10 protein-coding genes are annotated in these 20,328 nt (G+C 65.2%); all 10 read right to left on the reverse strand.

The window, feature by feature from the left end; genetic code table 11:
- Nucleotide 1: 1 nt before the first annotated feature.
- Nucleotides 2–403, reverse strand: a complete 402-nt coding sequence (locus tag AC07VI_RS15775) for a phospholipase D-like domain-containing protein (protein WP_226935857.1) — start codon at nt 401–403, stop codon at nt 2–4.
- On the reverse strand, nt 334–2,931 hold the full coding sequence (locus AC07VI_RS15780) for a type VI secretion system Vgr family protein (protein WP_086145982.1): 2,598 nt from the start codon (nt 2,929–2,931) through the stop codon (nt 334–336). The genes AC07VI_RS15775 and AC07VI_RS15780 overlap by 70 nt, the downstream gene beginning before the upstream one ends.
- A gap of 145 nt (nt 2,932–3,076) precedes the next feature.
- Entirely contained in the window at nt 3,077–5,233 is a 2,157-nt protein-coding gene (locus AC07VI_RS15785) for a S46 family peptidase (protein WP_492995029.1), read from the reverse strand.
- Between the two features lie 66 nt (nt 5,234–5,299).
- The gene (locus tag AC07VI_RS15790) at nt 5,300–7,444 is read right to left on the reverse strand and encodes a sensor histidine kinase (protein ID WP_492995031.1); all 2,145 of its coding nucleotides are present in this window, start codon (nt 7,442–7,444) and stop codon (nt 5,300–5,302) included.
- Nucleotides 7,441–10,023 (reverse strand): chemotaxis protein CheB, encoded by a 2,583-nt coding sequence (locus AC07VI_RS15795; RefSeq protein WP_226935853.1) that lies wholly within the window; start codon nt 10,021–10,023, stop codon nt 7,441–7,443. The genes AC07VI_RS15790 and AC07VI_RS15795 overlap by 4 nt, the downstream gene beginning before the upstream one ends.
- A gap of 128 nt (nt 10,024–10,151) precedes the next feature.
- On the reverse strand, nt 10,152–11,573 hold the full coding sequence (locus AC07VI_RS15800; protein WP_172404756.1) for an efflux transporter outer membrane subunit: 1,422 nt from the start codon (nt 11,571–11,573) through the stop codon (nt 10,152–10,154).
- Complete coding sequence (locus AC07VI_RS15805) at nt 11,570–14,833, reverse strand: efflux RND transporter permease subunit (protein ID WP_099419434.1); 3,264 nt, start codon at nt 14,831–14,833, stop codon at nt 11,570–11,572. Before AC07VI_RS15805 ends, AC07VI_RS15800 begins: the two co-directional genes overlap by 4 nt.
- The gene (locus tag AC07VI_RS15810; protein ID WP_086145985.1) at nt 14,830–17,952 is read right to left on the reverse strand and encodes an efflux RND transporter permease subunit; all 3,123 of its coding nucleotides are present in this window, start codon (nt 17,950–17,952) and stop codon (nt 14,830–14,832) included. Before AC07VI_RS15810 ends, AC07VI_RS15805 begins: the two co-directional genes overlap by 4 nt.
- Entirely contained in the window at nt 17,949–19,316 is a 1,368-nt protein-coding gene (locus AC07VI_RS15815; RefSeq protein ID WP_099374935.1) for an efflux RND transporter periplasmic adaptor subunit, read from the reverse strand. The genes AC07VI_RS15810 and AC07VI_RS15815 overlap by 4 nt, the downstream gene beginning before the upstream one ends.
- Before the next feature lie 437 nt (nt 19,317–19,753).
- Entirely contained in the window at nt 19,754–20,299 is a 546-nt protein-coding gene (locus AC07VI_RS15820) for a GNAT family N-acetyltransferase (protein ID WP_492995035.1), read from the reverse strand.
- Nucleotides 20,300–20,328 lie beyond the last annotated feature (29 nt).

A 20,328-nucleotide genomic window follows, 5' to 3' on the forward strand; every position in this document is an offset into this window, starting at 1 on the left:
ATCAACCCAGACGTATGGTGGAGCTGCGTTTGTCTTCCAATGGCAGCAGGAAACCAGTCATTTTTTTTAATATTGCATTTTCAGATTTATCCCATTTTTTTCGGCGATTTGCGCCCATCAGCTCCACCCACTTCTCAAAAGCATCCACAATCTCCGCCTTCGTCCCGCCCCCTCCATCAACCAATCCCCCGCTATGCATGCGCCACACCCGCTTGCGCAAATCGCGGGCCACGCGGTGGTCGACGGTGGCGATATTGATCTCGCTGTCGACGGCCATGCTGCGCTGGTTCAGGTTGGCGCTGCCCAGCGTCATGAACGCGTCGTCGACCAGCATCAATTTGGAATGGATGTAGATTTCACGGTAGCGCCAGCGGTCCTTGTCAAACGCGCTGACATTGAGCATGGCCACCGATATAGCCCGCCATCCGCATGGGCCTGTATCGTATGCTGCAATTGCCCCGCTGCCGGCGCGACGGGCGGCTCCAGCTCCGGTTGCGGCCGGTTCTTGGGCGCCAAGGTTTCCAGGTTTCCATGGAACAGCGTCGGAGACGCGGTAAAAAACTGGACCTTGTCGCTAATTTCAAGCATGCAATCGGCGCCATGCAGGCGCACGCCTTTGCGGCCGCGAATATGCACCCAGTCGGCTTGGCTGATCAATTCCAGCACCTTGTGGGCGACGATATCGACCGTATCGGTTTGCGCCGCGATCTGCACCGGGCCGGCTGCGGCGATCAGTTTCATGCCAGCCTTGTGGACGAACAGGCGCAGCGCCGCGCCGATGCTGGCGAACAGGCCGCCGCCGGCCGCCAGCGACAGGTCGCGCCCGGACGTCAGCGCGGTGTGCTCGGCACTGGCGATGTGCGTCGATTGCGCGCTCGTCGTTTCGATACCGGCCGGACTGGCCAGCACCAGATGCGGCTTCGATAATTCGGGAAATGCGCTTTCGCCACTGCCGGCACCGCCCTTGATCGCGGCATGCTGGGCATTGAGCACATCGGCGGCGGCACCCTGCTGGGCGGCGCTTTCTTGCGCGCCGTAATGCTGCGCCAGGGCGGCAAGCGCCTTGTGCCGTTCAGCAGCCTCGGCCAACCGGCGCAAGGTTTCATCCATGCTCTTGATATGCGAGGCGGCGCCAGGGCGCGCTTCGGTGGTCAGCAACATGCCGCGGCCGGCCCGCGCCACGCCCCAGGCGTCCGACGCCAGTTCCCAGCCCTCGCCACGCGCATCCTTGCGCCCGCTGGCGTCCTCGATGCGGCTGATGCAGCCGAGCGACAATTGGCTGTGCTGATGATCGCTTTTCAGTTGCGCCTGGATGCCCTGGTGCGTGTCATCAAACACCAGCTGGTTGCCGCGCACGCCGCAGCCGCCGCCAGGCATCAGCTCGGCGCTGCGCCAGCCGCCCAGCATGCATTGCCCCGGCAAATTCCACGGCGGCACATGGTTGCCGTTGTACACCGCGCCGACGATGACGGGACGGTCGATATTGCCGTCGAGAAACTGGATCAGCACTTCCTGGCCGATGCGCGGCAGTGCGATCTGGCCGAACGCCTGGCCCGCCCATGGCGTCATGACCCGGATCCAAGGCGAACTGCCCGCGTCGAACTTGCCCAGGCGGTCCCAGTGAAACTGCACCTTCACCCGGCCCAGACCGTCGGTATGGATGGTTTCGCCTGCCGGGCCGGTGACGATCGCCGTCTGCACGCCGGGCAAGGCGCAAGGCGTGCTGTTGAACTGCCGCCCCGGATGCCAGCGGATGCTCTTGCGGATGCAGCGAAAACGGTTTTCATAATGCGACTTCGCGCCCGTACCTGCCTGGTAATTGTTGCTGGCGACATGATCGACCGACAGAATCAGGTATTCGCGCGCGCCGATGTCCGGGCGCGCCGCTTCACCTCTGGCCGGCACGGATGGCGTGCCGCTGAAGTGGCCGCCCAGCGTGAAACTGCGCCCGGCCTGGGCGCAGCGGTGATTGCCGCCAGCGTCGAAGTATTGCGCCTCGCAGTTACGTTCCTCCAGGCGGCGTTGCGCCAGCGCTTCGCCGTCGCCCATGCCGGCATAGCCATAGCCGGTGTTTTGATACAGTTCATGGGCAAACACGTCGCCCTGCTGGTGCAGCGCATGGCCGCTGGCGCGGCTGGCATACGGATGCTTGTAGTTGAAGCTGGCCAGCGTGAGCGAGCCTGAAGCGATCTTCCGTATTGCCTGCCAATCGCGTATGCCGTCGCGCTCCAGCGAGCCCGCGCCGCTGCGAAACGCCATCTCGTCGGCTGCACTGGCATGGCCGTCGCTGGGATCGATGCTGTCGCTCAGCCAGGTATTGTCGCCCAGACACAGCGTATGGCCGTCGGCGCGATGTTCATACCAGTAATGGATACCCTGGTCTTCCCAGCGCCGGTGCAGATGGTTGTAATCGGTTTCATTATGCTGGTTGGCGCAGCTTAATATCGCTTTTTCCTCATGCAGCCGGTTTTGCCAGTCGCGCTGCCAATAATGCTCGAAGGTCGTTTCGCTGATGTCGACGACCGTGCGTTCGTGGAACGAGACGTTGTCCATGCGCAGCCTGGACAACGCCAGCCAGGGTTGCAGCACCATCCGGTAGAAGGCGAAGCCGCCATCGCTGCGCAACAGGCGAAATTCGCCGACATAACCATTGAAATAGCGCAAGCTGCCGTCGTCGCGCACCAGCGAAATCGTGACCATGCGCCCCATCATCGCAGTCAGGGGAATGTGGAGATTGTCGGACAGCAGTTCGGCCTCGAAGCGGAAGTCGCGTGACATTTCCTCGCGTGCCCGCAAGCTGTTGACCAGCAGCGCGGTATCGGGCGGACCGTCCTCGCGCGGAAAATCCATGCGCAGCAAGCGGCTCTCCTGGACGCCCCGGCCCGCTCCGAAAAGCCGCGCCAGATCGTCTGCCAGCTCGCCATCATCCATGTTGCCTCCATCGCATAGTTTCCCTGATCCATGCTAACCATGGTGGGCGCTGGCATATTGATGGAACTCAAAATAGTTGGCCATACGCAAAAAAGCCGCATCGGCCCTGGGGCGGATGCGGCTTTGCGCTAGCGCAAGCTGAAGATTACTTCTTGGCAGCTTTCACAGACTTAGGATACTTGATCGTCATTTCCTGCAGCAAATTATCCGCGTGGTCCACTTCCTTCATCACCCACAGCATGTAGCGGATGTCGAGGTGGATGGCGCGCGTGATGGCCGTGTCGAAGTACCAGTCCTTGGTGATCGATTCATACGTGGAATCGAAGTTCAGGCCGATCAGCTCGCCGCGCTTGTTCATCACGGCCGAGCCGGAATTGCCGCCCGTGGTGTCGGCGCTGGTGAGGAAGTTGACAGGAACCGTGCCCAGGGCCGGATCGCGGAACTGGCCGTAGCGTTTTTGCTTGACGGCGTCGATCAAGCCTTGCGGCGCTTCGAACGGGGCCTTGCCCGTGACTTTCTCGACGATGCCTTCCACGGTCGTGAACGGTCCCTTGGTCAGCCCATCGCGCGGCGAGTACGGAGATACCGTGCCGTAGGTGACGCGCAGGGTCGAGTTGGCGTCAGGGTAGACGGGTTTGCCTTGCGTTTTCTTCCAGGCGATCACGGCCTGCATGTATTGCGGAATCACGCGCTCGAGGTTGCCGTCGATTTCCTTGCGGCGTTCTTCCAGCGCCAGTTCCACCGGCTGCAGCTTGACGGCCAGCTGCATGAAGGCGTCGTCGGAGCGGGTCACGGCGGCCTGGTCCTTGTCCAGCCAGGCCAGGCGCTTGGCCGTGTCAGCCAGCTGCGTCTGCTGGTACAGGGCCGCCACGGCGCCTGGCGCCGGCAGCAGCGCGTCCAGGCCTTGCGGATGGCTCTTCGCCGCCAGCTGGGCGTAGCGCTTCAGGCCGGCCTCAAAACGCGCCTGGTCGACCTTGTTGACGTAGGACTGCTCCAGGCGCGCCAGGCGTGCCTTGATGAAGGCCAGGTCGCGCTGCTGGAAGCCCGATTCGCGCTCGGCGTCCGGCTTCTGGCGCTCTTGCGACAGGCGGTAGACGGTGCGCGCGCTTTTCAGCAGGTCGCTGTTGGTGGCGACCGTCCAGGCGAACTCTTCTTCGCTCAGGGCCATGTCGCTGGCGATCGCCGCGTCCAGTTCCGCCAGCAGGGTAGCCGACACGTTCGGCTGCTTGGCATACCAGGCGCGGAATTCGGCATCCTGTCCATCCTTGATGGCGGCGATGTCCTTGCGGGCGAAACCGTCGAGCAAGCCCTGGGTTTTCTTCAGCACGTTGTTGATGCTTTTCACCACGCTGGCGTAGCGCACGGCGGCGGCGGCATCCCCCTGCGTCGCGTCGGCCATCACGGCCAGGTCGGCCTGCAATTCCGATACTTTCAGGGGGAAGGCCGTATCGCGCGCGAAGCGGATTTCCGCCGGCAGCTTGTAGCGGCTGGTGCGGCCGGGGTAGCCCGCCAGCAAGATGCCGTCGCCGGCTTTCAAGCCTTCGGCCGAGACCACCAGGAAGTCCTTCGATTTATACGGCACGTTGTCGGGCGACGGGTCGGCCGGACGGCCATCCTTGCCCACGTAGGCGCGCAGGAACGAGTAATCGCCCGTGTGGCGCGGCCATTCGTAGTTGTCGGTGTCGCCGCCGAAATTGCCGATCTTGTCCGACGGCGCGTACACGAGGCGCACGTCGCGTATCATCATCTGGCGGATGCGGTAGTACTCGAGGCCGCGGTGGAAGGCGGGCACGGAGCAGCGGTACATCTTGTCCGTCTCGCATTCGGCGATCAGGTCCTTGATGCGCTTTTCCACGGCTTCGTGGCGCGCGCGGCCGCTCATGTCGGCCGTCAAGCCTTTCAGCACCCGCTCGCTGACGTTCTCCACCTTGTCCGTCACATACACGAGGCTGTTCGGACCGCCCGGAAGCTCGCTAGCGCGTGTCTTGGCCAGAAAGCCGTTGGTGATGTAATTGTGTTCCGGCGTGGAATTGCGCTGGATGGCGCCATACGCGCAATGGTGGTTCGTCACCACCAGGCCCGCGTCGGAGACGAAGGCGGCCGAGCAGCCGCCCAGCGACACGATGGCGCTCATCGGGTGCTTGCTCAGGTCGGCCAGTTTTTCCGCGGGGATTTCGATGCCGACCCGTTTGAGCTCGGCTTTCAGCTGTGGCAGCTGGTGTGGTTGCCACTGCCCTTCGTCGGCGTGTGCGCCGGCGAACGCGCCCATCAAGGCGACTGGTAGTACGATTGTCTTGAACAAGATTTGCCCCTCCATAAAAAGCAGGCGAAAGTATAGCCTGTCCAGACCGCCAGAGTCGGCAAAAAATTATCCCACTGCAATTTCTGTATCGGGCGCCCGGCCGCTGCGCCCCTGCAGGGGAATCTGCAGGGCCAGCCGGCAGCCCGCGCCCGACGGCGGCACGCCCACCTCGAACTGCCCGCCCAGCGCCGTCACGCGCTCGGCGATGCCGATCAGGCCGAAACATTGTTTCTTGCGCTGCTGCAGCGGCGTGATGCCGACGCCGTTGTCGCTGATGGCCAGGTACACGGCGCAGGCATCCGAACTGAGCTCGATCTCGACCTGGCTGGCCTGGGCATGGCGCATGACGTTGCTCAACGCTTCCTGCACGATGCGGAACAGCACGATCTCGACCTGGCTGGCGATGGCGGCGAACAGCGCCTCGTCGCGTATCAGCAGGCGGCAGGCGACGCCGCTGCGCTTGCGGAAATCGCCCACCTGCCACTCGATTGCCGCCTGCAAGCCCAGGTCCAGCGCCATCGGGCGCAATTCGTTCATGATGCCGCGCACGCTCTTGATGGTGGTGTCAACATTGCTGAGTACGGCGCCGACCCGGCGGTGCAGGCGCGGATGGGAACTCTCGGTGCGCGCGCTGAGCATGGAAATGTCGATGCGCAGCGCCAGCAGGTTTTGCCCCAGTTCGTCGTGGATATCGCGCGAAATGCGCTTGCGCTCGTCTTCCTTGGCCGTTTCCAGGTGCAGCGCCAGCTGGCGCAGCTGGGCGTGCGACTGGCGCAGCGCGCCGTCCATCAGCATGCGCTCCGTGATGTCCGTCTGCGCCACCACCACGCGCAGCGGTCCTTCGCCGAGGAAACGGCTGACCCTGGCCTGCGACCAGCGCGGGCCGGCGCGCGTGGCAAATTCGTACTCCAGCGCGAACGCGTCGGCATTGCCGGCGATGACGGCGCGGATGCCGGCGGCCAGCTCGCGCCCGGCGCTGCGCTGCCAGCGCGGGTCCGTCTCGCAGAATTCCAGGTACTGCAGCGGCCGCGGGATTTGCCCGACGAAGGCCAGGCATGCCTGGTTGGCATGCACGAGGCGGCCCGCCTGGTCCAGCACCAGCACCCGGTCCGTCAGCGAGTCGATGGTGGCGTGGAAAAAGCGTTCGGCGTCGCGCAGGGCTTCCTGCGCCCGCTCGCGCTGCTGCACTTCCAGCTGCAGGTGCTGATTGGCGCGCACCAGCTCGGCCGTGCGGTCGATGACCCGCTGGTCCAGCTCGCGGTGCAATTCGCGCAGGGCTGCCTCGGCCAGCTTGCGCTCCGTGATATCGGAAAACACGCCGACAAAATGGCTGATGGCGCCGTCCGGCGCGCGCATGGGCGTGATCGACAGCGATTCGACGAAGCGCTCGCCATTCTTGCGCCGGTTCACCAGCTCGCCGTACCAGCTGCCGTCCTGGTGCAGGCTGCGCCACATGGCTTCATAAAACTGCGGCAGATGCGTGCCGCCGCCGAGGAAGGACGGGTCGCGGCCGATGGCCTCTTCCGCCTGGTAGCCGGTGATGGCCGTGAAGGCGGGATTGACGGAAATGATGCGGTTGCCGCCGTCCGTCACCAGCACGCCTTCGCGGATGGTGTCGAGGATGACGAAGGCGCGCCGCAAGGCCGATTCGCGCACGTGCTCGTCGCCCAGGTCCGTCACCAGCATGCGCGCCGTGGCACTGTCCGCATCGTAGTTGGCCTCGATGCGCACCATGCCGCCCGCGCGTCCCGCCTCGCCCTCGAACAGCTGCGCCTCGAGCACCTGGCGCGCGCCGCTGGCAAAAACAGCGTCGAGGAAGCGGCGGAAGCCGCCCTGCGCCTGCGCCGCGATGAACTGCTCGAAGCGGCGTCCCAGCAGCCGGTCCTTGTCGCGCCGCAGCAGGCCGCAGGCGGCCTCGTTGGCGCGCGTGATGACGCCTTCGCGCGCCAGCGAAAAGTAGCTGACGGGCGCCTGTTCGTACAGCTGCGCATAACGGTCGCGGCTGCTTTCAAATTCATTCTTCAACTGCTCCAGCTCGGCCAGCGCGGCGTTCTGCATTTCCAGCTCGATCTGGCTCACCTGCAGCTCATGCATCTGCCGCATCAGCTCTTCATTCGACAGCGGCGGCGCGGGCTGGCGCTGCTCCGCCGCCAGTTGCTCGGCCTGCTCCCTCAGCCTGGCCGGCGCGCCGCCGTCGAATGGCTCGCTCATGGCGCGCTCTCTCCGGCGGCTCCTTCGGACTGCATCTGCCGCAGCTGGGCTTCCAGCAGCTTCGATTCCGTGATGTTGATGAAGGTCACCACCACGCCGTCGATCACGTTTTCAATCGTACGGTAGGGCATGATGCGCACGTTGTACCAGCGCCCCGTCTTGGTCGGCACTTGCCGCTCGCAAAACACGAGGCTGCGGATGACTTCCAGCGCATCGTCTTCCAGCCCCGGATAATCGAGGTCGTTGACGATGTCGCTGAGCGGGCGGCGCAAGTCCGTCTGGATCAGCTTGTAGATCTGCGTGGCCGGCGCCGTGAAGCGGCGGATGCGCAAGTCGCTGTCGAGGAAGATGGTGGCGATATCCGTACTATTGAGCAGATTCTTCATGTCGCTATTGACCAGCGACAAATCATCGACCTTCGATTGCAGCTCGGCATTGACCGTGTACAACTCTTCATTGAGCGACTGCATCTCTTCCTTCGAGGTGGTCAGTTCCTCGTTTGTCGATTGCAGCTCTTCATTGGTCGACTGCAGCTCCTCGTTGGCCGATTTGAGCTCTTCGCGCGAGGTCTGCATCTCGTCGCGCACGGCCTGGATCTCATTGCGCGCCTGCGCCAGCTGCTGTTCCAGCTCCAGCACCTTGGGGTTCGGCGAACGGCCGCGGCGCGCCTCGGCCACCAGGGGCACGCTGGAAAACGTGACGAAGACCATGCCGCGCAGCGATTCCGGCTGGCTCAGGGCTTCGGCGCTCAAGTCCACGCCCAGCGATTGCCCCAGATGGTCCTTGACCACCAGGCCCTTCAGGCGCACCACGCTTTCGCTTTGCAGCGCCTGCTTGATGAGGCCCGCCAGCTCGTAGCGCAAGCCTTCGCGGGCCATGGCGTGGATATTCCAGTTGGCCTTGCCTGCCGCCGGCTCCAGGAAGGCGCCCGTGCGGCCGTTGATATACAGGATGTCCCCATCCTGGTTCAGCAGCGCGGCGGCTGGTGAATATTTCTGGAGCAATAATTGCTCGACATGGGCTTGAATCTTTCCGGTCATGCTGACTTCTCTCGTGTCGCTAGGTGTGGGGGGGGATGCCAACGAAACCTTGGTGGGAAAATACGTGGGCAGGCGCTGGCGCGCCAGATTGTCGAGGCGGCGGTACAGCCGGGTCGACGTCGTCAGCGGCGAGAACAGCTCGGAAAAATGACCGGGCGTATCGGCGCTGCCCAGCAGCAAAATCCCATCGCGGTTCAAGGCGTAATGAAACAGGGGAATCAGGCGCTGCTGCAGCTTGGCATTGAGATAGATCAACAGGTTGCGGCAGCACAAGATGTCGAGCTTGGTGAACGGCGGGTCCGAAATGATGTTTTGCTGGGCGAAGATGATCGTGTTGCGGATCTCTTTCTTCACGTGGTAGCCGTTCTTGTCATTGACAAAGAAGCGCTCCAGCCGTTCGGCGGACACGTCACTGATAATGCTGTGCGGAAAGCGCCCCTGGCGCGCGCGGTCGATGGCGTCGGCCGACAGGTCGGTGGCGAAGATCTGCAGGCTGTATTTCGACGGCGGGTTGATGCTGGACACCACTTCATGGAACACCATGGCCAGCGAATACGCTTCCTCGCCCGTGGAGCAGGCCGGTATCCACGCCTTGAAGGCGCGCCCGTCCGGGTGGGCCGCCAGCATTTGCGGCAAGACCACCATCTTCAGGTATTCCCATACCTTCTGGTCGCGGAAGAAGCTCGTCACGCCGATCAGCAACTCCTTGAACAGCAAGTCGATTTCCGCCGGATTGTCGCGCAGGTAGGGAACGTACTCTTCCATTGACGTCATTTGATACAAGCTCATGCGCCGCTCGATGCGGCGCAGCACCGTGTTGATCTTGTAATCGGTAAAACTGTTGCCCGTGTGCTCGGACAACAAGGCGACGATTTCCTGCAGGGAATTGCGGCCGCTCGCTTCGTGGCCCGGCAAGCTGAGAAAACTGCTGCGGAACAGATAGCTGATGATCTTGTCCGGCATCTTGTCGGGAAAATCGACGAGATCCACCACTTCGGCGGAAATCGCGCTTTGCGGCATCATGTCGAACTTGGCCGTATCGGGATGCTGGGCCAGGGTCAGCCCGCCCGCCTGCTTGATCGCCTGCAAGCCGCGCGTGCCGTCGCTGCCCATGCCGGAAAAGATCACGCCCACGGCCAGCTCGCCCAGCTCGCTGGCCAGGCTCTCGAAAAAAATATTGATGGGCAAGCGGTGGCCGCGCAGCTGCACCGGCTCGCTGAGCACGAAACGGCCCTTCGACAGGCCCAGGTCCGCATTCGACGGTATCACATAGATATGATTGGGCCGCAATTCGGCCTGGTGCGTGATTTCCGTGACGGGGATGCTGGTGGCGCGCTGCAGCAATTCCGGCAGCATGGCCTTTTGCGTGGGATCAAGGTGCTGGATCACCACAAAGGCGATGCCGCTCTCCTGCGGCACGTTGGCGAGGAAAGCGACGATGGGGTCGAGTCCGCCGGCGGAAGCGCCGATGGCCACCACGGGGAAGGCGATGGTGGCCACGTCGGGCACGGACATATTGCTGTGTTTGCTGCGTGTCATCGTCGGCAAGATAGCAGCCACGGCCAAACCGTCAGGCTGGGAATTGATAATCTTGCATTCTAGCACTCAAGATGCACGGGAAAACGCGAATTTGGCGCAGGTTTTTCAGCCTGCGCCAGCCTGTCCCCCTACTGTGGCTGCGGCACATGCCAGCCGCCGCCCAGCGACTGGATCAGGGCCACGGCCGTCGTCTGGCGGTCCGCCTGGGCCTGCACCAGCGAGCGGCGCGCCGACAGGGCCGTCACTTGCGCCGTCACCACGTCCGTATAGCCGACCTGGCCCGCGTTGTAGCGGTTCAGCATCTGCTGTTCGACCTGGTCGGCGGCCGATGACGCCTGCTTGCGCAGCTCCAGCTGCTCGGCCAGCGCGCGCGTGGCCGACAACTGGTCTTCCACGGCGCCAAAGGCACTGAGCACCGTCTGGCGGTAGCGCGCCACGGCCGCTTCATGGCCGGCCCTGGCCGCGTCCACGCTGGCCGTGGTGGCGCCCGCGTTGAACAGGGTTTGCGCGGCCGACACGCCCAGCGACCACAGGCTCGATGAGGCATTGAACAGGTCGCCCACCCTGCTGGCGCCGGAGCCATACGATCCCGTCAGGTTCAGGCTCGGATAGTAGGCCGAGCGGGCGATGCCGATCTGCTCGTTGGCCACGGCCACCCTGCGCTCGGCGGCGGCGATGTCGGGGCGGCGCTGCAGCAGGGTCGAGGGCACGCCCAGCGGCACCTCGGGCACGGTCAGGGTCCACGGCGCCACGGCCAGGCTGAAGTCGGACGGCGCGCGGCCCAAGAGGATGGCGATCGCGTGTTCGAGCTGGGCGCGCGCGCGCACCTGGCTGGACAGCTCGATCTGCGCATTCGCCAGCTGCGTCTGCGCCTGCAGCAGGTCGGACCTGGCGGCAATGCCGGAGTTGAAACGGTTGCCGGTGATGTCGAGCACGCGCTTGTAGCCGGCTATGGTGGCGTTCAGCAGCGCGATCTGCGCATCACTCTGGCGCAGCGAAAAATAATTGGTGGCCAGCTCGCCCTGCGCCGACAGGCGCGCCGCGGCCAGGTCCGCCGCGCTGGCGGACGCGCTGGCGTCGGCGCCCGTCACGCCGGCGCGCAGCTTGCCCCACACGTCCGGTTCCCACGCGGCGCCGATGGCGGCCTTGAAGTTGTTGCTCGTCTGCTGCTCGCCCCCGCCGCCGGAGCGGGCGCCGCTGCCCGTCAGGTTGACTGTAGGAAACAGCGAGGCACGCTGTTCGCGCACCAGCGCGCGCGCCTGCTCGTAGGAGGCGATGGCGGCCGCCACGTTCTGGTTCGATATGTCGATGCCTTCGGCCAGCTGGTTCAGCTGCGCGTCGCCGAACAGGGTCCACCACGGCCCCCGCTCCAGGGTATCGGCCGGCGCGGCGGGCTGCCAGCCGGCCGCCTCCTTGAACGCTTGCGGCGCGGCGGCCGTCGGTACTTCATATACGGGGCTGACGGCGCAGCCGGCCAGCAGGACGGCAGCAGCCACGGCCAGCAGGCGGCGGGCGGGAATGGCGGGAGAAATAGCTTTTACTTGCTTCATGATTGTGTGCTCGGGTTATCTGGCCCAGGAATGCGGCTCAATTGCTGCTCGTCGGCGCTGCGCGTGCGCAGCTTGTCAAGCAGGATGTAGACCACCGGAGTGGTCAGCAATGTGAGTAACTGGCTGGCAATCAGGCCGCCGATGATGGCGACCCCCAAGGGCTGGCGTAGCTCTGACCCCTCGCCGAAACCGATCGCCAGCGGCAAGGCGCCAAGCGCCGCAGCCAGGGTGGTCATCAGGATGGGGCGGAAACGCAGCAAACATGCCTCGCGCACCGCTTCCACCGCTGTCAGGCCGCGCGAACGCTCGGCCTCCAGCGCGAAGTCGATGATCAATATAGCATTTTTCTTGACGATACCGATCAACAGGAACACGCCGATCAGGGCGATGATGGAAAACTCCATGCGGAACATGAGCAAGGCCAGCACGGCGCCCACGCCCGCCGAGGGCAGGGTCGACAGCACGGTGACGGGGTGCACCAGGCTTTCGTACAGGATGCCCAGCACGATGTAGATCACCACGATGGCCGCCAGGATCAGCAGCGGCTGCTCCTTGTTGCTGTCCTGCGCGCTCTTCGCCGAGCCCTGGAAGCTGCCGCGCACATTGACCGGCATGCCGATTTCCGACTCCGCCTGGGCCACGGCCGCCTGGCCGTCGCTGAGCGGATAGCCGTCGGCCAGGTTGAACGACACGGTGGTGGCCAGTTCGCCGCCCTGGTGGTTGATCGACGTGGCCGTCGCGCTTTCCGCAAAGCGGCTGAACGACGACAGCGGCACCATCGTCGCCAGGGTGGTGCTCAAGGCCGAGCCGCTGGACGGGTCGCGCGCCGCCGTCGTGTTCGACGTCGCCGCGCTCGCCGCGGCAGCGGTGCTGGCCGTGGCGGCGGTGGCGGTGGCGGCCTTGCCGCTGGCGGCGATGGCCGCCGCGTTCGAGGCCGGCACGTACACGGAACGCAGCGCTTCCGGGCTTTGCGCATAGCGCGGCGCCACTTCCATGATCACGTGATACTGGTTCAGCTCATCGTAGATAGTCGCCACCTGGCGCTGGCCGAAGCTGTTGTACAGCGCATTGTCGATGTCGCGCACCTGCACGCCCAGCTGCGTGGCGCGGTCCTTGTCGATGGAGACAAAGGTTTCCACGCCGTTTTCCGCCTGGTCCGTGTCCACGTCGATCAGGGCCGGCTGCAGCTTCATCTGGTCGGCCAGCTTCGCCGCCCATTTCTTCAGGTCGGCCTGGTTGTCGCTGATCAAAGTGTACTGGTAGGTGGAATTGCTGGAACGCCCGCCCATGCGCAAGTCCTGCACGGGATTGAGGAACAGGGAAATGCCCGTCACCTTGGCCAGCTGCGGACGCAGGCGGGCGATTACGGCCTGGCCCTTGTCCGTGCGCTGCGAGGCCGGTTTCAGGTCGATGAACATGAAGCCGCCCCCTGCCCTGCCGCCGCCCGTGAATCCGACGACAGTGGCGACGGCCGGATCGTCCTTGATGATGTTGACCAGCTGGCGCAGCTTGCCCTGCATGGCCTGGAAGGAGATGCTCTGGTCGGCGCGCATGCCGCCGTTGATCTGGCCCGTATCCTGCTGCGGGAAGAAGCCCTTGGGCGCGGCGGCAAACAGGTACACGTTCAGGCCGACGACGAAGACGAGGATGGTCATCACGAGAGCGGCGCTGGACAAGGCCCAGTCCAGGCAGTGCTCATAGACCTTGAGCATGCGCCCGAAGCCCCGCTCGAACCAGCGCGCCACGGCGCCCGGCTTTTTATGCTGCTGGCCGCTTTTCAGCAGCCAGGCGCACATCATCGGCGTGGTCGTCAGCGAAATGACGAGCGAAATGAGCACGGCGGCCGACAGGGTCACGGCAAATTCGCGGAACAGCCGCCCCACCTGCCCGCCCATGAACAGCAGCGGGATGAAGACGGCCACCAGCGACAGGCTGATCGACAGCACCGTAAAACCCACTTCGCGCGCGCCCAGCAGGGCCGCCTTGAAGCGGTCCATGCCGGCCTCGATGTGGCGCTGCGTGTTTTCCAGCACCACGATGGCATCATCGACGACAAAGCCCGTGGCCACCGTGAGCGCCATCAAGGAAAGGTTATTCAGGCTGAAACCCAGCATGTACATCACGCCGAAGGTGCCCAGCAGGGAAACGATGGTGGCCACGGCCGGGATGATGGTGGCGCGCACGCTGCGCAGGAAAGCGCTGACCACCAGCACGACGAGCACGATGGACAGGATCAAGGTGAATTCGATCTCGTGCAGCGAGGAACGGATGGAATTGGTGCTGTCGGACGCCACCTGCAGCTTGATGTCGCCCGGCAGCTGCGCCTGCAGCTCCGGCAGCAGCGCGCGCACGCCGTCCACCGTGGCGATGACGTTGGCGCCGGGCTGGCGCGTGATCAGCACGATGACGGCCGGGTCGCCATTGAACAGGCCCAGGGTATTGTTGTTCTCCACGCCGTCGACCACGTCGGCCACGTCGTCGAGGCGGATGGCGGCGCCGTCGCGCCAGGCCACCACCAGGCTGCGGTAGTCGGCCGCGCTGCGCCCGCCCGAGGCCGTCGCTGCGCCCGAGTAGATCTGCAGGCTGCGCGCGTCGCCGGAAATGGCCCCCTTGGGGCGGTTGGCATTGGTGGCCTGGATGGCCGCGCGCACGTCTTCCATCGACACGGCATAGTGATTGAGCTGATACGGCAGCAGCTCCACGCGCACGGCCGGCAGCGAGCCGCCGCCCAGTTCCACGTCGCCCACGCCCTTCACCTGCGCCACCTTTTGCTGCACCAGGTTGGACACGGCGTCGTAGATCTGGCCCGGCGAGCGCGTTTTCGACGTCAGCGCCAGGATGATCACGGGCGCGTCGGACGGATTGGCCTTGCGGTAGGTGGGATTGCTACGCAGGGTGGCCGGCAGGTCCACGCGCGCGGCGGCGATGGCCGCCTGCACTTCGCGCGCGGCCGAATCGATCTTGCGGTTCAGGTCGAACTGCAGGTTGATGCGCGCCGAGCCCGTGCCCGACGACGAGGTCATCTCGTTCACGCCCGAGATCACGCCCAGGCGCCGCTCCAGCGGCGTGGCCACGGAAGTGGCCATGGTCGCGGGGCTGGCGCCGGGCAGGCTGGCGCTGACGGAAATGGTCGGATAGTCGACCTGCGGCAGCGGCGAGACGGGCAGCACGAAGAAGGCGCCGACACCGGCCAGCGCGATGCCGATGGTCAGCAGCACGGTGGCGATGGGACGCTTGACGAACGGTTCGGACAGGTTCACGCGGCGCCCCCCGCATGATCGGCTGGCTTGTCCAGGCTCACCGCACCGCCCGTCTTGCTGCCGAAACGCCGGCCCAGGCGGTCGAAGCCCAGGTAGATGACAGGCGTGGTAAACAAGGTCAGCACCTGGCTGACGATCAGACCGCCGAAGATGGCCAGGCCCAGCGGACGGCGCAGCTCGGCGCCCTCGCCCCAGCCCAGCATCAGCGGCACGGCCGCGAACAGGGCCGCCAGGGTCGTCATCAGGATCGGGCGGAAGCGCAGCAGCGCCGCCTGGTGGATGGCTTCCTGCGGACTCTTGCCTTCATCGCGCTCGGCCTCGATGGCGAAGTCGATCATCATGATGGCGTTTTTCTTGACGATGCCGATCAAGAGGATGATGCCGATGATGCCGATCACGCCCAGGTCCTGCCCGGACATCATCAGCGCCAGCAAGGCGCCCACGCCGGCCGACGGCAGGGTCGACAGGATCGTCAGCGGATGGATGTAGCTCTCGTACAGCACGCCGAGCACGATGTACACGCAGACGACGGCGGCCAAAATGAGCCACAGCTGGTTCGACAGCGAGTTTTCATACGCGCCGGCCGCGCCGAGGAAGGTCAATGTCACCGATGGCGGCAGGGCGATATCCTTCGCCGCCTGGCGGATGGCGTCGACGGCGCTGCCCAGGGCCACGCCTTGCGTCGTATCAAAGCCGAGCGTCGTGGCCGGGTATTGCGCCACGTGCGTGATCTGCAGCGGCGCCTGCTTCTCGCTGACGCTGGCAAAGGCGGACAGCGGCGTCGACTTGCCGGAACCCGTGCGCACCTGCAGCTCCGACAGGTCGGACGGCGTGGTGACGATGCCCGGCTGTGCTTCGAGGATGACCCGGTACTGGTTGGTTTCCGTGAAAATCGTCGAAATGATGCGCTGCCCGAAGGCGTTGTACAGCGCGTCGTCGACGGTGGCCGTGGTCACCGACATGCGCGCGGCGCTGTCGCGGTCGATGGCCACCACGACGGCGGCGCCCGTGGCGCCCGCATCCGTGACGACGTTGCGCAGCTGCGATTGCTCGCGCATGCGGGCCGCCAGCTTGCCGGCCCATTGCGTGACGGTGGCCGTATCGGCCCCTTCCAGCGAGACGCGGTACTGCGTCGGGCCCGATTCTGCGTCGATGGTCAGATCCTGCGTCGGCTGCAGGTACAGGGTCACGCCGGCCACCTGGGCCACGCGGTTGCGCAGGCGTTCCATGATCTCGTCCTGGCTGCCGCTGCGCGGACGCTTGAGATTGATCAGCATGCTACCCGTGTGCAGCATGGTATTGTTGGCCGCATCGACGCCGACGAGGGAACTGAGCGTGTCGACAGCGGGGTCTTCCAGCAGCGCGCTGGCGGCGGCCTGCTGCAGGGTGGCCATGCGTTCGTACGAGACGGCTTGCGAGGTTTCGATGCGCGCCTGCAGCTGGCCCGTATCCTGCGTGGGAAACAGGCCTTTCGGAATCGTGATGTACAAAATCACGGTCAGCAGCAAGGTGGCCAGGGCCACCAGCAGGGTCAGTCCCTGGCGTTTCAAGACCCACACCAGCGCAAGGTCGTACTGATGGATGACCTTGTCGAGGAAAGCCTGGATGCGCCGGCCCGTGGCGCTGATTTTTTCATCGGCGTGGCTTTTCAGCCAGCGCGCCGACATCATCGGCACCAGGGTCAGCGACACGACGGCGGAAATGAGGATGGTGATGGCCAGGGTCATGGCAAATTCGCGGAACAAGCGGCCCACGACGTCGCCCATGAACAGCAGGGGAATGAGCACGGCGATCAGCGAGACCGTCAGCGAGATGATGGTAAAGCCGATCTGCGAGGCGCCTTTCAGGGCGGCGGCCATCGGCGTTTCGCCCTCCTCGATGTAGCGGGCGATGTTTTCGATCATGACGATGGCGTCGTCGACGACAAAGCCCGTGGCAATCGTCAAGGCCATCAAGGAGAGGTTGTTCAGGCTGTAGCCGAGCAAATACATGACGCCGCAGGCGCCGATCAGCGAAATCGGCACGGACAGGCTGGCGATCACGGTGGCGCGCAGGCTGTGCAGGAAGGCGAAGATCACCAGCACCACCAGCAGCACGGACAATAATAGTTCCATTTCCACGTGCTCGACCGAGGCGCGGATGCCCGTCGTGCGGTCGCTCAGCACGTCGAGCCTCATGGCCGCCGGCAGGCTGGCCTGCAGGTCGGGCAGCAGGGCCTTGATGGCGTCCACCGTCTTGATGACGTTGGCGCCGGGCTGGCGCTGCACGTTCAGGATGATGGCCGGCTGCTTGCCGGACCAGGCGCCCAGGCGCGTGTTTTCCGCGCTGTCGACGACCCTGGCCACGTCGGCCAGGCGCACGGGGGCGCCGTTTTTATACGTGATGATCAGGCGCTTGTAGTCTTCCGCCGTCACCAGCTGGTCGTTGGCGTTGATGGTAAACGAGCGCGTGGGGCCGTCGAAACTGCCCTTGGCGCTGTTCACGTTGGCCGCCGCGATGGCCGTGCGCAGGCTGTCGAGGCCCAGGCCGTAGGACGCCAGCAATTTGGTGTCGCCCTGGATGCGCACGGCCGGGCGCTGGCCGCCCGACAGCGACACCAGGCCCACGCCGTTGACCTGGCTGATCTTCAGCGCCAGGCGCGTGTTGACGATGTTCTGCACCTGCGTCAGCGGCATCGTGTCGGAGGTGATCGCCAGGGTCAGCACGGGCGCGTCGGCCGGGTTGATCTTCGCGTACACGGGCGGCGCCGGCAAGTCAGTCGGCAGCAGGGAGCCGCCCGCGTTGATGGCCGCCTGCACTTCCTGCTCGGCCACGTCCAGGGTCTGCCCCAGCGTAAATTGCAGGGTGATGATGGAGACGCCGGCCGCGCTGGTGGAACTCATGCGCTGCAGGCCAGACATCTGCCCGAACTGGCGCTCCAGCGGCGCCGTCACGGTCTGCCCCATGACTTCGGGGCTGGCGCCCGGGTACAGGGTCTGCACCTGGATGGTGGGGAAGTCCACCTGCGGCAAGGCGGCCAGCGGCAGGAACTTGAAGCCGACCAGTCCCGCCAGCACGATGGCCAGCATCAGCAGCGCCGTGGCGACGGGGCGCTGGATGAACGGCGTCGATGGACTCATTGCGCCGCGCCCTTGGCCGGGGTGGTAGCAGGCGCACTGGCCGGCGCGGATGCCGATGCAGAAGCCGATGCGCCGGGCGCGCCGTCGGCCTGCTGGCGGCGGTGGCGGCGTTCGCCGTTCGCCCCGGCAGCGCCGGCACCGCGCGCGCCGGCCGGCTTGTCGCCGGCCAGCATGACTTTCGCGCCCTCTTTCAGACGGTCGGCGCCTTCCGTGATGACCTGCTCGCCCGCTTCGAGACCGGCGCGGATTTCCACCATGTCGGTGGTGGCCTGGCCCCGCGTGACCATGCGCACGGTGACGGTCTTGTCCGCCTTGAGCACGTAGACGAAGTCGCCGTTATTGCTGTGGCGCAAGGCCGTCACGGGCACCAGCACGGCGCCCGTGATATTGCCCAGTTCCAGGCGCACATTGACGAACTGGCTGGGGAACAGGGCCATCTTGTCATTCGCGTAGCGGGCCTTGGCGCGCACGGTGCCCGTCTGCACGTCGACCTGGTTATCGAGCGCGCTCAGGCTGCCTTTATCCAGCGTATGCGTGCGCGTGCGGTCCAGCGCCAGCGCGGCCAGGGCCGAGCCGCCATTGAGGCGCTCCTGGATGGTCTGCACCTTATCCTGCGGCACGGAAAACTGCACGTCGATGGGCGAGAGCTGCGTCACCACCACCACGCCGCCCGCGTCGCTGGTGCTCACCAGGTTGCCGATATCGACCACCTTCAGGCCCGCCCGGCCGCTGATCGGCGACACCACCTTGGTGTAGCCGAGGTTCAGGCGCGCCGTGCCTTCGGCCGCGCGGTCCGTCATGACGGTGCCTTCGAGCTGCTTCACGAGGGCCGCCTGCGTATCGACGTCCTGGCGCGCAATGGAATCCTGGCCCAGCAGGGTTTGATAGCGTTTCAGGGTCAACCGCGCGTTTTCCAGCTGCGCCTCGTCGCGCTGGCGCTGGCCCGTGGCCTGCATCAGCGCCATCTCGAATTGCGCGGGATCAATCTGCGCCACCACCTGACCCGCCTTGACCATGCCGCCTTCCTTGAATTTCAATTCTTTCAGGATGCCCGACACTTGCGGGCGCACCGTCACGGTGGACGCGGCCGTCACCGTGCCCAGCGCATCGAGCACCACGGGCAGGTCGGACTTGACGGCCGTGGCCACGCCGACGGTGGTCGACGGCGCGCCGCGGCGCCCGCCTGGCCCGCCCGGGCCACCGGGGCCGCCCGCGCCAGCGCCGCCCTGCGCGCTGGCGCCCGAGTGAGTCAGATACCAGGCGCCGCCGCCCAGCGCGGCCATCACTGCCAGCGCGATGACGCTGCCGACGATTTTCGAACGGCGGCTGCGCCGCGGGGTATTGGGTGCTGTCTGCGAATCCATCGCTTATCCTTGTAGTGGCCGCTGGCACGGCGAGTCTGTGGCGCCGGCCGAGGTGGAAGACACTCAGGCAGAACGGCCGTTTTTCGGGGTTGTATCGGTACAAAGCCGGGGAATCAAGAGCTGAAAGTCAGCTGAAAAAACATCGCTCCCTAGGCTGAAACGACTCTAGCATAGTCATGTAACTGTTTCATTTCTACTTGAAACAATTACACACAGCCAGACAGGCACGGGAGGATCAGGCGGGCCGGCAGGCAGGCCGCCTGTATGGGGGAGCGGTGGAAAAATCAGGCTTGCGGGGCGTCACCGCCCGGCGTGCGCCAGACGCGGGCGACTCGCATGCGGATACAAACTCGCTACAAATCTCCCGCCAGCCGCCTTGACCTGGCGCCATGCGGATGCTCAGGCGCCGGCAGAGGGCAGCGAGTCTTTACCTGGATTTACAAGGTCATGCCGAGGATGACATCCTGATAGTCGGTGCTGCCGACGCGGAAGGTACGCCGGCCCACCTGCGCAAAGCCGCAACGCGCATAAAAGGCCAGCGCATCGTGGTTTTCCGCGTACACGCCCAGCAGCACGCGCCCTGCCCCGCCGGCGCGCGCTTGGCTCAGCGCCGCCTGCATCAGGCGCTGGCCCACGCGCCGGCCCTGGAAGCGGTGCAGCAGGTAGATGCGCTTGATTTCCAGGTCGTCCGGGCGCGGGTCCGCCACCGGCAGGCCGGCGGGACTGAGCACCAGGTAGCCCACGGGGGCGCCGCCGGGCGCGGCCTCGGCCAGCCACAAGCGCATGGCCGGCAGCGCCAGCCAGTCGCGGTACAGCTGCGCGTCGTGCTGGCGCTGGCAATGGGCGAGGATATCGGCGCCGTCGAGGATGCCGGCGAACGCTTCAAGAAAAGTCGATTGCCCCACCAGCGCCAGCGCCTGTTCATCGCCCTTGACGCAGGGGCGGATGGCGATACCCGTGGGTGCGCTGATGTCGCTTGCCATGCCTTGCTCCTGATATGAAACAAGCCGGG

Source organism: Janthinobacterium sp. GW821-FHT03A03 (assembly GCF_059421435.1).

Bases quoted from the DNA above. Each gene is read 5' to 3' on its own strand.
- AC07VI_RS15775 (WP_226935857.1), bottom strand. From the start codon at position 403: ATGCTCAATGTCAGCGCGTTTGACAAGGACCGCTGGCGCTACCGTGAA.
- AC07VI_RS15800 (WP_172404756.1), bottom strand. From the start codon at position 11,573: ATGAAGCAAGTAAAAGCTATTTCTCCCGCCATTCCCGCCCGCCGCCTG.
- AC07VI_RS15820 (WP_492995035.1), bottom strand. From the start codon at position 20,299: ATGGCAAGCGACATCAGCGCACCCACGGGTATCGCCATCCGCCCCTGC.
- AC07VI_RS15815 (WP_099374935.1), bottom strand. From the start codon at position 19,316: ATGGATTCGCAGACAGCACCCAATACCCCGCGGCGCAGCCGCCGTTCG.
- AC07VI_RS15780 (WP_086145982.1), bottom strand. From the start codon at position 2,931: ATGGATGATGGCGAGCTGGCAGACGATCTGGCGCGGCTTTTCGGAGCG.
- AC07VI_RS15810 (WP_086145985.1), bottom strand. From the start codon at position 17,952: ATGAGTCCATCGACGCCGTTCATCCAGCGCCCCGTCGCCACGGCGCTG.
- AC07VI_RS15790 (WP_492995031.1), bottom strand. From the start codon at position 7,444: ATGAGCGAGCCATTCGACGGCGGCGCGCCGGCCAGGCTGAGGGAGCAG.
- AC07VI_RS15795 (WP_226935853.1), bottom strand. From the start codon at position 10,023: ATGACACGCAGCAAACACAGCAATATGTCCGTGCCCGACGTGGCCACC.